Annotated in this window: 14 protein-coding genes; 4 read left to right on the plus strand and 10 right to left on the minus strand. The window is 52.5% G+C overall.

Features of this window, described 5'->3' with window-relative positions; genetic code table 11:
- Nucleotides 1-7: 7 nt before the first annotated feature.
- Nucleotides 8-1,765, minus strand: coding sequence for a M14 family zinc carboxypeptidase (locus GSQ62_RS16595; RefSeq protein WP_161890550.1), 1,758 nt, complete (start codon nucleotides 1,763-1,765; stop codon nucleotides 8-10).
- 350 nt (nucleotides 1,766-2,115) lie between these two features.
- On the opposite strand from GSQ62_RS16595, the gene GSQ62_RS16600 reads away from it, so the two are divergent.
- The 3 genes from GSQ62_RS16600 to GSQ62_RS16610 all read left to right on the plus strand — a co-directional run bounded on the left by GSQ62_RS16600 (nucleotide 2,116) and on the right by GSQ62_RS16610 (nucleotide 3,485).
- Complete coding sequence (locus tag GSQ62_RS16600) at nucleotides 2,116-2,829, plus strand: carboxypeptidase regulatory-like domain-containing protein (RefSeq protein WP_161890551.1); 714 nt, start codon at nucleotides 2,116-2,118, stop codon at nucleotides 2,827-2,829.
- A gap of 136 nt (nucleotides 2,830-2,965) precedes the next feature.
- The gene (locus GSQ62_RS16605) at nucleotides 2,966-3,178 is read left to right on the plus strand and encodes a hypothetical protein (RefSeq protein ID WP_161890552.1); all 213 of its coding nucleotides are present in this window, start codon (nucleotides 2,966-2,968) and stop codon (nucleotides 3,176-3,178) included.
- Between the two features lie 82 nt (nucleotides 3,179-3,260).
- A complete protein-coding gene (locus GSQ62_RS16610; RefSeq protein WP_161890553.1) occupies nucleotides 3,261-3,485 on the plus strand; it encodes a hypothetical protein in 225 nt (74 codons plus the stop codon).
- 415 nt (nucleotides 3,486-3,900) lie between these two features.
- On the opposite strand, the gene GSQ62_RS16615 is transcribed toward GSQ62_RS16610, so the two are convergent.
- Genes GSQ62_RS16615 through GSQ62_RS16625 form a run of 3 tightly spaced genes read right to left on the minus strand, consistent with a single transcriptional unit; the run spans nucleotide 3,901 to nucleotide 6,211 of the window.
- Nucleotides 3,901-5,064, minus strand: a complete 1,164-nt coding sequence (locus GSQ62_RS16615) for a glycoside hydrolase family 43 protein (RefSeq protein WP_161890554.1) — start codon at nucleotides 5,062-5,064, stop codon at nucleotides 3,901-3,903.
- 42 nt (nucleotides 5,065-5,106) lie between these two features.
- Entirely contained in the window at nucleotides 5,107-5,562 is a 456-nt protein-coding gene (locus GSQ62_RS16620; RefSeq protein WP_161890555.1) for a DoxX family protein, read from the minus strand.
- Nucleotides 5,563-5,602: 40 nt separating this feature from the next.
- Nucleotides 5,603-6,211 carry a mechanosensitive ion channel protein MscS gene (locus GSQ62_RS16625; RefSeq protein ID WP_161890556.1) on the minus strand — a complete coding sequence of 203 codons (609 nt, stop codon included), beginning with the start codon at nucleotides 6,209-6,211 and terminating at the stop codon, nucleotides 5,603-5,605.
- Nucleotides 6,212-6,329: 118 nt separating this feature from the next.
- On the opposite strand from GSQ62_RS16625, the gene surE reads away from it, so the two are divergent.
- Nucleotides 6,330-7,106 (plus strand): 5'/3'-nucleotidase SurE, encoded by a 777-nt coding sequence (gene surE, locus GSQ62_RS16630; protein ID WP_161890557.1) that lies wholly within the window; start codon nucleotides 6,330-6,332, stop codon nucleotides 7,104-7,106.
- Nucleotides 7,107-7,257: 151 nt separating this feature from the next.
- On the opposite strand, the gene GSQ62_RS16635 is transcribed toward surE, so the two are convergent.
- The 6 genes from GSQ62_RS16635 to GSQ62_RS16660 all read right to left on the minus strand — a co-directional run bounded on the left by GSQ62_RS16635 (nucleotide 7,258) and on the right by GSQ62_RS16660 (nucleotide 13,132).
- On the minus strand, nucleotides 7,258-7,560 hold the full coding sequence (locus tag GSQ62_RS16635) for a GIY-YIG nuclease family protein (protein WP_317164381.1): 303 nt from the start codon (nucleotides 7,558-7,560) through the stop codon (nucleotides 7,258-7,260).
- A 143-nt stretch (nucleotides 7,561-7,703) separates the two neighbouring features.
- Nucleotides 7,704-8,972, minus strand: coding sequence for a TonB family protein (locus GSQ62_RS16640; RefSeq protein ID WP_161890558.1), 1,269 nt, complete (start codon nucleotides 8,970-8,972; stop codon nucleotides 7,704-7,706).
- 192 nt (nucleotides 8,973-9,164) lie between these two features.
- Nucleotides 9,165-9,653: an energy transducer TonB gene (locus GSQ62_RS16645; RefSeq protein ID WP_161890559.1), complete on the minus strand. Its 489-nt coding sequence runs from the start codon at nucleotides 9,651-9,653 to the stop codon at nucleotides 9,165-9,167.
- 116 nt (nucleotides 9,654-9,769) lie between these two features.
- A complete protein-coding gene (locus GSQ62_RS16650) occupies nucleotides 9,770-11,185 on the minus strand; it encodes a TonB family protein (protein WP_161890560.1) in 1,416 nt (471 codons plus the stop codon).
- Complete coding sequence (locus tag GSQ62_RS16655; protein ID WP_161890561.1) at nucleotides 11,169-11,567, minus strand: BlaI/MecI/CopY family transcriptional regulator; 399 nt, start codon at nucleotides 11,565-11,567, stop codon at nucleotides 11,169-11,171. Before GSQ62_RS16655 ends, GSQ62_RS16650 begins: the two co-directional genes overlap by 17 nt.
- 143 nt (nucleotides 11,568-11,710) lie before the next feature.
- Nucleotides 11,711-13,132: a RagB/SusD family nutrient uptake outer membrane protein gene (locus GSQ62_RS16660; RefSeq protein ID WP_161890562.1), complete on the minus strand. Its 1,422-nt coding sequence runs from the start codon at nucleotides 13,130-13,132 to the stop codon at nucleotides 11,711-11,713.
- Nucleotides 13,133-13,142 lie beyond the last annotated feature (10 nt).

Raw genomic sequence — 13,142 nt, forward strand, 5'->3', positions numbered from 1 at the left:
TTCTGCTTTACAGCGGCAGCTTTATATCCTGCATCAGCCTGCCCACCGGGTACATCAGGTGCGTGTACTCGTAGTGCGGCGTGTTTTTATATATAAAATCGAGCTGGGTGCGGGCGTCTTTGGCAAAGTCCGGGTCCTGCTTTTTGCGGGCCTCCAGTTGCTGGCGCAGCGCCGGGTCTTGCTTCAGGTACTCCGCCGCCAGGTCCTCGAACACATAGTTCGAAAAGTGCTCTTTCTGCATCAGGATGGAGTCGAAGAAGTTCCAGTTAAAGTAAGAGTCCACGGCCTGCGGCTCGAGGACCTCCACCAGAAAGCGGTTGGCAGGTTGGTTCATATACACCACGTAATCCCCTTTGAAGAACTTGCGCGGCATGCGCTTGGTCGCCACCTGCACATCCGTATGTAAATAATGACCCTCATACGGTCGCTGGCCTGTTTTGTAGTCGGTTATATAGTAGGTGTCCAAGGTGAAGGTGGTGTCTTTTTGCAGTTGCTGCAGCTTTACTTTATCCGTCTTCAGGCGCGCAATCACCTCGTGCCAGGCCTGCGGAATGATATAGGCGACAGGCTTTTCCACCGTCACGGTCGGCGTAAATTCATTGTAGTAGTTGATCATCCGGCTGTACGGCGACTTCCGGTCGTAATACAGGCGGTCGAGGCCGCTGACCTCGCTTGGCTTGTATTTGGCCTCATAGCCCAGAAACGGAATCTGGCTGACCTTCGTAGTGTCCAGCTTCCAGTCGAGCGGAAATTTTTGCTGCTGCAGGGTCTGCTGCTTTGCCTGCGCGCGCAGTTCGCCAATCTCTTTCGCGTCGCGGTGTACCGTTTCTATCATGTTCTCCATCAGCTTATAGGTTGCCTGCACGCGCTGGTAGAAGGGCTTCAGCATATGCGTTTCGGGCACAAAGCCGATGGTGTTATAGAGCGTGGTATAACCCGTGGCGTAGCGCGGCGATTCCATAAACCCAATAATGCCTTCGTCCGGCGTGTCGCCTGCGTGGTTCATATAGGGTACCATCGGGAACTTGTCCTGCTTCATGCCCGCATAGAGCGTAGGCAACATTTTGCCATTCAAATACTTGGCCAGTATAGGGTTGAGTTTGTTGTGCTGCGTCGCTATCAGCGTCATCACGTGCTGGTAATCGGCGCCGTTGGAGGTGTGGTTGTCCATGAACACATCCGGGTCCCACTCCCTGAAAATTTCGTGAAAGGTCTGGGCATTGCGGGAGTCGGTTTTGATATAGTCGCGGTTCAGGTCGAGGTTGCGGGCGTTGCCCCGGAAGCCGTAGCCCTCAGGGCCGTTCTGGTTGGTGCGGGTGTGGCTGTTGCGGTTCAGCGCCCCGCCGATGTTATATACCGGGATGATGGCCAGCACCACATTGTCCAGTTGTTTGCGTCGTTTCTTGTCCTGCAGGTAGTCGCGCACCAGCAGCATGGTGGCATCAATGCCCTCCGGCTCCCCCGCATGAATGCCGTTCTGGATAAGCAAAATGCGCTTGTTCTTCTCCCGGATAGAGGCCGGGTCAAAGTCCCTGTCCGTTGACACCACCACGAGGTGCAGCGGGCGGCCCGCATCGGTAGTGCCGTAGGGCATCATCTTCACTTCCTCGTAGGCGGCGTCCAGGCGCTGGTACCAGTCCATGGCTTCCGCATAGGTGGCGGTCTGGTTGCCGTTTCCTTTTTCGTAAGGTGTTTTTAAATCGGGTTTGTCTTGTGCGGGAGTGCCAGTGGCTAACAGGGCAGCTAAAAATAGGGTCGTGAGCATGTGTCGGGTTGATGATAGGACTGCAATGTTACCGATTTTTGCGCCAACATGGTAGCGGGCGGCTGTGAGAAGCAGGCGCTTTATATAGGACAGGAGAGGGTATGGCAGCAGTTTATTTACTGCCTATATAGGAGAAGAATATATAGCTGATTTGATTAGGAGCTTGAGCCGATGCTAGTTATATTGGTTAGGAGGCAATGCTCTACTTCTCTATCAATTCGCGAATAAGGTGTTTCGGTAGGGAAGCCTAGATATACGGTTTTTATATATAGTGCAGTTAAACGTCATAGCGGCTTATATAGGGTATATAGCCGCAAATTGATTCAAAATTTATCCTGAAAGGAATCAAAATGAAAACAATCAATTTTTTGATACTATTAATATCGCTATTGATAGTAATCAGTTCCTGCGAAAGGAAGGATGTTGATATTTTCATCATTGAAGGACAAATAACTGATGATATCTCGAATCAACCGATTGAAGGAGTTGAAATTAGAGTCGATGCTATCAAATCATCATCAGGTATGGGTATAATCTCTAATGGTAAACGTAAAACAGTTGGTAAGGCGACTACTGATAGAAATGGATATTATAAAGCCAAACTTAAGGTGTTTAATGGAGCTCAAAGGCTGGAAATATCTATAAATGAAAATAATAAGAAAGAAGGATATGCAGACGGTTATTTAGACGCCTCCCTTTCAACTCTTAACAAAGGTGCAAGTACTATCTTCAATCATGCTATTAGCCCAACAGCTATACTTAAAATCAAGTTTATAAATACAAGTCCACAGTCTAATGCCGATAAGTTTATACTTAATTGGTGTAACTGTGGACAAGGATTGACAAAAGGAATCATAAACAGAGAGAATTGTGGTACAGTGAAAGAAAGTGAAGGGGGGCAATGGATAGGGGAAGATGTTTGTGGTGTTTATACAATTGAAGCGGTCGCTGGAAGAAAATCAGACTTTTCCTGGTATGTGACCAAGAATAATGAAACTAGACTATTCTTAGATTCTGTTTTTGTAGCACGTGGTGTACTAAATGAATTTCTCATAAATTATTGAAGTAGCTTGGTTGAAAACCTTCTGCGAACACGGCACAGGCACCATACCTAATTCCGTCTCGTACAGCCTGTGCTAGTCAACCAAGAAAACGCCGCGGCAGACAAAGACGTTAATGTGAATGTAAAAACTAGAAGAAGTGCTCATTAAGAAAATCTCATCCACAATAGATGTGAGAATTCTTCAGGAGGTTACCAGACTTCTTGAAATAAGAGCAGATGAGGATATCTTTCAATTGGCGCCAGAGCAGGTGGCAGGGGTTGAAGAATCCAGGGAGCAAATAAGAAATGGAAAGTTTCTGACAAATGAAGAAGCTAAAACAGAGAATCAGGAGTTGCTAAACTTCAGGTAACTTACCCTGTAATGGCACAGCAGGACAGAGAACTGCGAAAGTAAATATGCGTAACTTTAAGCAGGAATCAAGGAATTTGAGAATGGCAACACCGATCCAATTTATAGTCGACCATGAGGGACGTAAGAAATCAGTCATTGTGCCCTTCAAGCAATGGGAGGAACTGAACCAGCGATACGAAAGGCTAAACAACAAATTCCAGATTCTTACAGGGATTAAAGAAGCGATGACTGAAGTCGAACACGCCCGCAAAGCAGGCAAGGAACTCCAAACCCTGACTGATTTTCTGGATGAAAGTAGAGATTAGAATTACCCAAAACTTCAGTAAGCGGGCAAAATACCTCATAAAGAAATATCCCTCCCTGATTAGCGAACTGGAGGCACTTGAAAAAGAACTTACCGAAAATCCGCACCTGGGATAAGCCTTAGGCAATGATTCCTATAAAATCAGACTGTCGATTAAAAGCAAAGGGAAGGGGAAAAGCGGCGGGGCAAGGGTCATTACTCATATAGACAGTGAAGTAATCGGTACTGTTGAGAAAGGAGCGGACGGAGAGATCACAGTTTAGCTCCTGACCATCTACGACAAATCAGAAACGGCATCCAGATCCAATAAAGAACTGAAAGCACTCATTAAGAACAACAAGAGCTGACTAACCCTACCTCAAATAGCGCTGCCATATATGCAGTGCATAGACAACACAACAGCATATATAGACACATCATTTCTTACTATCCGTCCTTACACCCGAAGGAAGCTTTTGCGGGGTGGTGGTAGGGCCGAAGACAGTTATTTTCCCGTTTTTCACCTCCATGCGGTCAATAAACACCACGCGTTCGTCTCCTGTTTCGGTTGTTCTGGCGTGGTAGACGATGAACATTTCCTTGCCGTCCGGGGAGTACGTGATGCTGTTGTGGCCCGTGCCTGTTACCGTGCCGCCTTTGGCCGTGTTTTTCTGCAGCACCGGGTTATTGGCCGCTTTCTGAAACGGGCCCAAAGGCGAATCGGAGGTGGCGTAGCCAACGGCATAATGCTGGCCACCGAAATAATTGGCCGAATACATGATGTAATACAGGCCGTCTTTCTTGAATGTAACCGACCCCTCCGTCCAGCGGCGGTTCACTTCGTTGGCTGTTACCGACCGGCTTTCCCACTCGGCCTGCTTGTCGTTGAGGCTAACGGGCGGGCGCAGCAACAGCACCGGTTCGCCGATAACGCCGGAGAAATCGGGTTTGAGCTCTACGCCATATACCCAGCTTTCTTCTATCTCTTTGAACCAGCCTTTATTCCGGGCCCAGTCTGCTATCTCGCTTTCCACGGGGTGCTTGTAGGCCGCGCGGGAGTAGTATAGATATACTTTGCCGTCGGTATCAAAAAACACGTTGGCATCGATGATGGGGTAGCCAGGGTCAAAAACCGGTTCCGGGGCCATATCCATAAAAGGCCCGGTAGGCTTGTCGGCCACCGCCACCCCGATGCGGAAGTTCTCCTCCTCGTTGGTTGGGTTCTCCTTCCACTGGGCGCTGTAAAACATGTAGAACTTTCCGTCCACCTCATATACCTCGGGTGCCCAGTAGGCCCCGCCCCAACCGGCATTGGGGTCGCTCCAGCCGTTTTTGTTGTCGTGGAAATACACCTGCCCCTCCGGCTTCCAGTTCACAAGGTCTTTGGAGGAGTAAGCAGCAAATCCCTTCTCTGCTCCGCCGCCCGTGCCATACATATAATACATATCCCCGGTGCGCAGCACGTAGGGATCCCCGAACTGCACGTCCAGGGGGTTCGTGTAGGTGGCTTGGGCTGTACGGGCTTGCTTCGCTGTCTGGGCCGTTGCAGGCTGCAAAAACAGGCCAGCCAGGAAGAGATAAAAGAGCAGGGAATATTTCATGGGAACGCTTGGAGGGCTATATATAAACTGCTTGCAAATTTCTCACACCACTATCCGTTTGAACCGGCTGCGGTACTTGTCGCTGGGGAAAAATTTGCTGTCGAGGCTGTACTTGCCGGGGCCGATGAAGAAAAGCGCAAGAAAGAGGATGGCGGCCTCCGCGGCGTGGGAATAGTCGTTGAATGCGTCGCCGGCCGAGAGATGCCGGGCTGTGGCCACCAGCATAACGGCCAGGAGCAGCAGGCAGGCGGGGCGCCAGAACAGACCCAGCACCAGCAGCAGGCCGCCCACCGTTTCGGCGGTGCCCGCCATAAAGCCCCAGAACGCGGGCGCGTGCGTGATGCCGACCACTTCCATCGCTTTCCCCACGGCTTCCCAGTAGGCCACACCGCCAGCCAGCTTCGGCCAGCCGTGCAGGATGAACATAGCGCCGATGCCGATGCGCAGCAGAAGCAGGCCAAAGGATCTGTAGGAATAGTCTGAGCGTAGGAATGCCATAGGAGCAATAATACGTATTCGTACTCAATATTGCAACGTGCTAATATAATAGCACGCGCGTCACCGGGGTATTATCCGGAATGTTTCCCGGATCGTACCGGCCCAGTTCCTTCCCGTCCTGCGGCAGCTTTGTATCGTCCAGCATAAAGCTCATGCCCGCAGAATCGGAAACCGCCACAAAATTGTCTTCTTCCACCGCCACCGTGGTGATGGGGTAGGCCGCTTTCACCTCGCCGTAGCTGGACCCGACGCCGATGCCCTCGGCTGTTTTGTAAATGGGGCTGAGGACGCTGATGCGCCACACCTGGCAGTCCGGTTCGCACTGCTGCTCAATCAGCAGGCCCTTTGCCTTGTCGGTGGCGTGCAGCACGTAAGCTGTGGCCTGCTGCCCTTCCTGCGTCAGCAGGGTGTCGTTTACCACGGTGCCTTCCACTACATTCTGCCGCACTTCCGCAATGGGCACGCCCAACCGGATGTTGCCCGCCCGCCCTTTCTCTATCACCAGATCGGCGGGCTCCGGTTCGGCTGGCGTGGTGGCGGTGGCCTCTACCTGTTCTTCGTTTTCAGTGGTGGTTTCGTCGTTTTGCGAGAGGCAGGCGGCCATGCTCACTCCCAGCAAAATGGCATATAGTATATTTCGGATGTTCATCGTACTTATCTGCTTTATGTTTCTTCAGTTAAACCTTGTCCTGCAGCGGGAGGTTGTAGTATATTAGCACGAATAACGAATTCGTTTATTTTATCATACGTTAACTAAAAATAATAAAATGGCAAAACCACTGATTCTGGTCTCGAACGACGACGGCATTACCGCCCCCGGCATACGCACCCTTGTGAAAATAGCCATGAAGGTGGGAGAGGTCGTGGTGGTGGCGCCTGACGGCCCGCAGTCAGGCATGGGGCATGCCATCACCATTGGTAACACCCTTCGCCTGGATAGATCCATCGCCTTTGCCGACTTGGGGTTGGAGGCGTATGAGTGCTCCGGCACCCCCGCCGACTGTGTGAAGCTGGCCAAGCACCACGTGTTGAGGGAGCGCAAGCCCGACCTGGTGGTGAGCGGCATCAACCACGGCTCCAACTCCAGCATCAGCGTGCTGTATTCCGGCACCATGTCGGCGGCCATCGAGGCGGCCATCGAAGGCCTGCCTTCCATCGGCTTCTCGCTGTGCGACTATGGGCATGAGGCTGATTTCTCCCATACCGAGGAGTTTGTGGAGCAGATCATCCGGCAGGCGCTGGAGCACCGCACCCCCGACAACACGGCCCTGAACGTGAACCTGCCCAAGAAAAGCGGGGAGAAGATAAAAGGCATCAAGGTTTGCCGGCAAGCGCAGGCCAGGTGGCAGGAGGAGTTTGACGAGCGCCTGGACCCGCGCAACCGAAAATATTTCTGGATGACGGGCAGCTTCGTGAACTACGATAAAGGGGAGGACACCGACGAGTGGGCGCTGGTAAATAACTATGTGTCGATTGTGCCCTGCCAGTTTGATATGACGGCTCACCACGCCATTGCCATGCTGAACGAAGACTGGCAGTTTTAGAGTGCTGTTAATAAATTCAGCAGATTCATATATAACAGACCGCCCCGGCCATTTATGGCCGGGGCGGTCTGTTATATATGAATCAAAAGGTGCCTTTTTAGGTTTGTAAATAAACTTTTGCGCTGTTTAGTACAATATGAATTAGCTTTCATCATCCTGAACTTGCAGGTTGAGGAATTCCCAAAATGGATTTGTACTGCATATCAGCGTTTCCATTTTTGGTTCTGCTCCACTTCTTGATCTCTTTCTCCCGCTCAATGGCATGGATTATTTGCGAATGCCGTTCAAAGTAGATCAGATTATAACAGAAATACCTGCCAGCGAATGTGGAAGGGTTGCCGCAGTTCATGAAGTGCTCCTGAAGCCGACGTGCCAAATAGTTTGTGACACCTATATATAATGTCGTTTTTCGCGGATTCGTCGTGATATAAACAAAGTAGTTATGAGAAACCATATTATACGGGAGTACAAATGGTTAATGCTGCTGCTCTGATTCTTTCTGTCATTTCGAACACAGTGAGAAATCTATCTGGAATTCTATAAAGATCTCTCACGTTGTTCGAGATGACAGTTGGATTTATGAGATGACAGAAAGATTTATTTACCCTTTATTACCACCACATCGGCGGGGGCAGCGCCCGGGGCGGTTGCTTGCTGCTTGCCCGCCTCCTTTACAAATTCAACTATCAGTTCCTGGGAGGCCGCAACGGGCTGTGTGTTTTTCTGCGCCGTAACCCATTTGCCTTCTGTCAGGGCGAAGACGCGTTTGATTTCAGCGGCAATTTCCGGTTCTTCCTCCTTGTGTTCTATTATCGGGCCGATGATGCTCCCGTTGAGCTGTACGATGTAGAACACCCTCATGCGGCCGGTGAAATCAGAACCCGCCGGGTAGCGGAGGTGCTCTGCCAGGAACTTGTAAACAGGCCCGTCTTGCAGGGCTGCGCTTACATCCACCTCATGCTCCTCATATATGGCTTTTTTGTCGTAAGCATCCGACTGGTACGCCAGCTGCATGGTCTCTAACTGCTGGCTTATGTCGGGTTTCCCTGCGCCTGAAACCAGCACGGGCAGGGTCACTTCCGCCACCACAGGCTTGCCGCCATGCAGGCTGGGTTCCCACATGCCGCTGGTGCGCTTGACGGCGCCAATGGCTGCCTCGGTGAGCTGGGCAAGCACAGACATGTCCTGCAGCTTGAAAGTGGAGGCGTCCATATAATCCATATCGGCTCCGGCCCCCACGGAGCGCTTCAGTCTGGTGCCGGCAATGGCCACGTTCGAGACGCTGCCGTCCTTTTCTATGTTAAACTTCACATCCACCCGGGCATTCACGTTCTCCTTCCGGGCAGCGGCTGGCACCTGCAACTGCTTATAGATGGTGCGCATCATTGCTTCCTGGCCTCCCTTGAACTGTGGCATTTTACTCATTACTGCCGGGCTGCCGTCAGTGGCCAGACTGAACCTGACCGGTAGCGTGTACTTAACCCGGATGGGCTTCCCGTTTTGCCGGCCTGTGCTCCATTTGCCGGCTGTCAGGGCTGCCAGTCGCTTTGCCTCCGCATCCGTGCTCTCCGACAAGCCTTTCACGGTATCAATGCTTGTGATGGAGCCATTGGTCTCTATGATCATCGAGATAACAACGATGCCCTCCACGCCTGCGGCCCTGGCATCCTGCGGGTATTGCATATTGCCGTACAGGAAATTCATCAGTTCAGCGTCGCCTCCTGTAAATTCTGGCATCTGCTCCACAAAGCTATATACAGGTGCGTCTGGGGCTGAGGTCTGTGCCGATGCCTCTGGAGCGAAGAAAATGGCTGAAGATAACACCACTGTAGTTGCCAGGCTGGTAAACAGGTTCTTGTTTTTCATGATGGAAGGAGTGAGGTGACATATAAAGATAACAGGATTATATTCAGGTCATACAACTTTATTTTAAACTTCGTTGTCTTTATATACTCGTACTCACCATGTTGGATTCCAGTTCTGTCTCAGGCCTAGGTCTATATTGCGGGCGAAGAGGGAGGTGCTTTGATGATTGAAGCGATCAAAGCACCCTTTAAATTATTTCATAGCGAACCGCACAGGTAAGGTATAGCGAAACCTGACTGGTTCACCGGCTTGCTTTCCGGGCAACCAGTTGCCGCTCGTTTTCTCTATCACCCGGATGACTTCCTCGTCGGTGCCCATTCCCAGGTCTTTAATGATCTGGATGTCGCTGACCGTGCCGTCCTTCTCTACAACAAAGCTGGCTACCACCATACCCTCCATACCCGCCTTTTGTGCCTCCTCCGGGTAACGGACTTTTTCGCCCAGAAACTTCATCATTTCGGCCTCGCCGCCTTCAAACTGCGGCATCTGCTCTGCAAAAGTATAGACTGTAGTATCCTCCTGTGATGCAATAACAGCTTGTTTCAGGGTCTGCGCCTCTTTTTCTTCTACTTGTTTAATTTGTGCCGCAGGCTCTTCATCAGCAGAACAGGATATGATGATAAAAAGCAGAGCCAGCAAAGGTGTCAGTTTAATAATGCGGAATAATCTAAGCTTTTTCATGACGTATTTATATAGGATTGACAAATAAGGAAAATTCAGGCAATGAGATTTCTGTCCCAGCTTTTCAGCTGGTTTAAATAGGATGCTGCAGGAATAAATTTGGATGCTGTGCCTAGTTATTTGATAGTGAACCGCACGGGCAACGTGTAGCGCACAGGCACGGCGTCGCCATTTTGCCTGCCGGGCAGCCACTGGCCGCTCATTTTCTCTATCACGCGTATCACTTCTTCGCTGGTGCCCATTCCCAGGTCTTTAATGATCTGGATGTCGCTGAGCGTACCGTCTTTCTCAACAACGAAGCTGGCCACAACGATGCCCTCCACACCCGCCTCCTGTGCCTCTTTCGGATAGCGGACATTCATGCCTAGGAACTTCATCATTTCAGCCTCGCCGCCCTTAAACTGAGGCATCTGCTCCACATAAGTGTATGGTTTTATATAATGGAGGTTATGTATATTATCAGTGGGTTTATCTTCCTGAACAGGCGTGTCTTCTGTTGTGTCACCCCTCATGATAGGCATTTTAGCATCAGCCTTTGCTTGAGTCTCAGGAAGCTCAATCATATCTTCACCAGGATTTAACGATTCAGAAGTTGCCTCATTTGATTGTGCTGCCTGTGCCGTAGAGGTAAGTTGCGAGGCTATATCGGCGGTTACCTGCTGGGAAGAAAGGGAGAGTAGCAGCACGAGTAGCAGGGGCAAGGTAAGCAGGGGCCTCAACCAGCCGGCCTGCTTGCCCCGCTGCAGCATATATAACCGGCGCAGCACCTGCGGCTTCTGGAAATAGCTGCCCACGGGCACGCCCATGTTAAAGAGCACTTCCTTTGACAACAGGGCGCGGTATTCCTGCGGCTGGTGCTGCTCCAGCACGCGGGCATCGGCCTGAAACTCATGCACGTTCCGCAGCTCCTGTTTCAGCAGCCAGACGAGCGGGTTAAACCACAGCACGACGGAGAGCAGTTCGTAGTAGAGCACATCGTAAGTATGGCCGAGCTGCACGTGCGCCAGCTCGTGGGCCAGCACCTGCCGCCGTTCGCGCGGGCTCAGCTGCTCCTGGTTGCTCAGGTATATATGGTTCAGGAAGGCGAAGGAGGCATGGGGCTGCTTTAACCGCAGTATATGGACCCTTCCCGCTGCCTGCTCTACGGGTATGGCGTCCGATTTCAGGCGGCGGATATGCCAGAGCTGGCGGAAAAGCCGGAGCAGGAGGACCGCAGCCACCAGTCCATATATGGCCAGCGCCATACGGGCAGGTGTCAAGTAATCCGCCAGAATGCTGCCGGATGGCCTGTAGGCAACGACCACCACTTCGTTCAGCTGAATGGCCTGCAACGCCTTTGCCACGGCGGGAGCGGGGGCAAGCAGGGCGGGCCATGTGACCAGCGGGAGCGTTAGCGCCACCAGCGGGGCCAGCAGCAGGTAAGCCCTGTTGAACCGGAAAGAGGTCTGGTTACGTAGCAGCGTGTAATAGAACAGGTACAGCATCAGCAGCCCTATCCCTGATTTGAGTGCGAAGTTAAGTGTTGCTTCCATCTTGCTGGTCCTCCTGGTTTGTGTCTATGTCCTGTTTTACCTGCTGCAGCAGCTGGTCCAGTTCCTGCACGTTCAGGTTGTTGTCTTTGGCGAAAAAGGAGACCAGTTTCTCGAACGATCCCCCGAAGTAGCCGCTCATGAAGTTTTTCAGGAAGTAGCTTTTGTACTTGTCCTGCGCCACCAGCGGGTGGTACTGGTGTGATTTGCCGAAGGCCTCGTGCCCCACAAAGCCCTTGCTCTCCAGGATGCGCACTATCGTGGACACGGTGTTGTAGGCGGGTTTCGGCTCCGGCAACTCCTCCAGTATGTCGCGGACGAAGGCCCGCTCCAGCTTCCAGAGTACCTGCATAATCTCTTCCTCGGCTTTCGTCAGCTCTTTCATATATAGGCTATATCTGATAATGGTGAACCAATATATAACTAATTACTTAGTTTATAAACTAAAGGTTTAGTTTTATATGTAAAAATAAAAAAAGGCGGCTCCCATATATACGGGAGCCGCCTTTTCAGGAAGGTTTACAGGCTTTAGTAGCCGGGGTTTTGCGTCAGGCTGGGGTTCACCTCGATCTGCTGCAGCGGGATGGGCCACAGGTTGCGGAAGGCTTCGCCGTCCTCCTCACAGAACCCGAGCAAGTCGCAGGTCAGGTTGTAGCGCTTCAGGTCCATCAAGCGCAGTCCCTCGCCGACGAACTCCAGGCGGCGCTGCTCCAGTATTTCCTCCAGCGCCTCTGCGTTGGTAAGCGCCTCTACAGGAAGCAGGCCGGCTCTCTCACGCACCAGGTTGATGTCTGAAATCACTTCGGGGCTTGCCGCCGCAGCCGCGTCGGCCATGCGCGCGCGCGCCTCTGCCCGAATCAGGTACACCTCGGCCAGCCGCAGCACGATCACGTTGTCGGCGTTGTTGGTGACATCATCATATTTGATGAGCCGGCGGCTGTTCCGCTCAAAGCGCGTGGTGGCCTCGAAACGCTCGTCTGTGTAGACGGTCGTGTCCGTCACCGTTGTTCCATCTGCCGTCACCCGCTCGGTCACGACAGTGTCGGCCTGCGCCGCAAAGGCTTCGTAAACATCCTCGCTCACATAGAACCGCTGGCCCGAAGAGGTAGGGTCGGAGGCGGTGCCCAGGGCGTTCGGGTCGTTCAGCGTGAAGTTCAGCTCGAAAATCGCCTCCGGGCCTCCTTCCTGTGTAAACAAGGCGCCGAAATCCTCCACCACCTCATAGGCGCCGCTGTTAATTACCTCTGAGGCTTCGGCCTCCGCTGCCGCATAGTCACCCTGCTGCAGGTACACGCGCGCCAGCAGGGCCGCGGCCGCCAGGCCGGTGGCCCGCTCGTTTCCCCCGGTGCCCTCCAGGGCGGCTTTTGCGTCCTGCAGGTCCGCGATGATGGCCGCATATACCGCTTCCTCTGTCGCCCTTGGCAGGCTCTGGATTTCTGCTATCGTCGTGGTCGGGCTGGTCACCACCGGCACGCCGCCAAAGACTTTCAGCAGGTCGAAATGGGCCAGGGCGCGGATAAACTTCATCTCGCCCACAATTCCGGCACGCTCCGCTTCAGTTATCTCGGAGTTCCCCGCCAGGCGCTCCGCGTCCCGAATCACGATGTTGGCCCGGTTGATGGCGGTGTAGATGGCGGCCCATGTGCTGGCAATCTGGAGGTTAGAGGCGTTGATGCGCTGGCTGGCCACCTCCCTGTCTGTGGTGAATGTGCCGGAAAACGTCAGGTTATCGGCGTACAGGCCCTGGTACAGCAGGTAACGGAAGCCATAGTAATCCTGGTCCTGCAGGGCACTGTAGGTCCCGAGTGCGGAGCGGTCCAGCGTGGTGAAATCAACAACGGCCCCTTCGGCCTCTATGGCCGTGGTGGGCTCCACCTCCAGCACCTCCTCGCAGCCTGCGAAGGAGAAAAGGCCGAGCGCGGCTATCAGTATGGTTGAATATTTTTTCATGGTTGTCTTT

This window comes from Pontibacter russatus (assembly GCF_009931655.1).
In the GTDB taxonomy this organism is placed as follows: Bacteria; Bacteroidota; Bacteroidia; order Cytophagales; family Hymenobacteraceae; genus Pontibacter; species Pontibacter russatus.

What these genes read in the sequence shown, in the direction of transcription:
- GSQ62_RS16615 (WP_161890554.1), bottom strand. Translation starts at nt 5,064, where the DNA reads ATGAAATATTCCCTGCTCTTTTATCTCTTCCTGGCTGGCCTGTTTTTG.
- GSQ62_RS16635 (WP_317164381.1), bottom strand. Translation starts at nt 7,560, where the DNA reads ATGGTTTCTCATAACTACTTTGTTTATATCACGACGAATCCGCGAAAA.
- GSQ62_RS16645 (WP_161890559.1), bottom strand. Translation starts at nt 9,653, where the DNA reads ATGAAAAAGCTTAGATTATTCCGCATTATTAAACTGACACCTTTGCTG.
- GSQ62_RS16600 (WP_161890551.1), top strand. Translation starts at nt 2,116, where the DNA reads ATGAAAACAATCAATTTTTTGATACTATTAATATCGCTATTGATAGTA.
- GSQ62_RS16650 (WP_161890560.1), bottom strand. Translation starts at nt 11,185, where the DNA reads ATGGAAGCAACACTTAACTTCGCACTCAAATCAGGGATAGGGCTGCTG.
- GSQ62_RS16640 (WP_161890558.1), bottom strand. Translation starts at nt 8,972, where the DNA reads ATGAAAAACAAGAACCTGTTTACCAGCCTGGCAACTACAGTGGTGTTA.
- surE (WP_161890557.1), top strand. Translation starts at nt 6,330, where the DNA reads ATGGCAAAACCACTGATTCTGGTCTCGAACGACGACGGCATTACCGCC.
- GSQ62_RS16655 (WP_161890561.1), bottom strand. Translation starts at nt 11,567, where the DNA reads ATGAAAGAGCTGACGAAAGCCGAGGAAGAGATTATGCAGGTACTCTGG.
- GSQ62_RS16595 (WP_161890550.1), bottom strand. Translation starts at nt 1,765, where the DNA reads ATGCTCACGACCCTATTTTTAGCTGCCCTGTTAGCCACTGGCACTCCC.
- GSQ62_RS16625 (WP_161890556.1), bottom strand. Translation starts at nt 6,211, where the DNA reads ATGAACATCCGAAATATACTATATGCCATTTTGCTGGGAGTGAGCATG.
- GSQ62_RS16660 (WP_161890562.1), bottom strand. Translation starts at nt 13,132, where the DNA reads ATGAAAAAATATTCAACCATACTGATAGCCGCGCTCGGCCTTTTCTCC.
- GSQ62_RS16610 (WP_161890553.1), top strand. Translation starts at nt 3,261, where the DNA reads ATGGCAACACCGATCCAATTTATAGTCGACCATGAGGGACGTAAGAAA.
- GSQ62_RS16620 (WP_161890555.1), bottom strand. Translation starts at nt 5,562, where the DNA reads ATGGCATTCCTACGCTCAGACTATTCCTACAGATCCTTTGGCCTGCTT.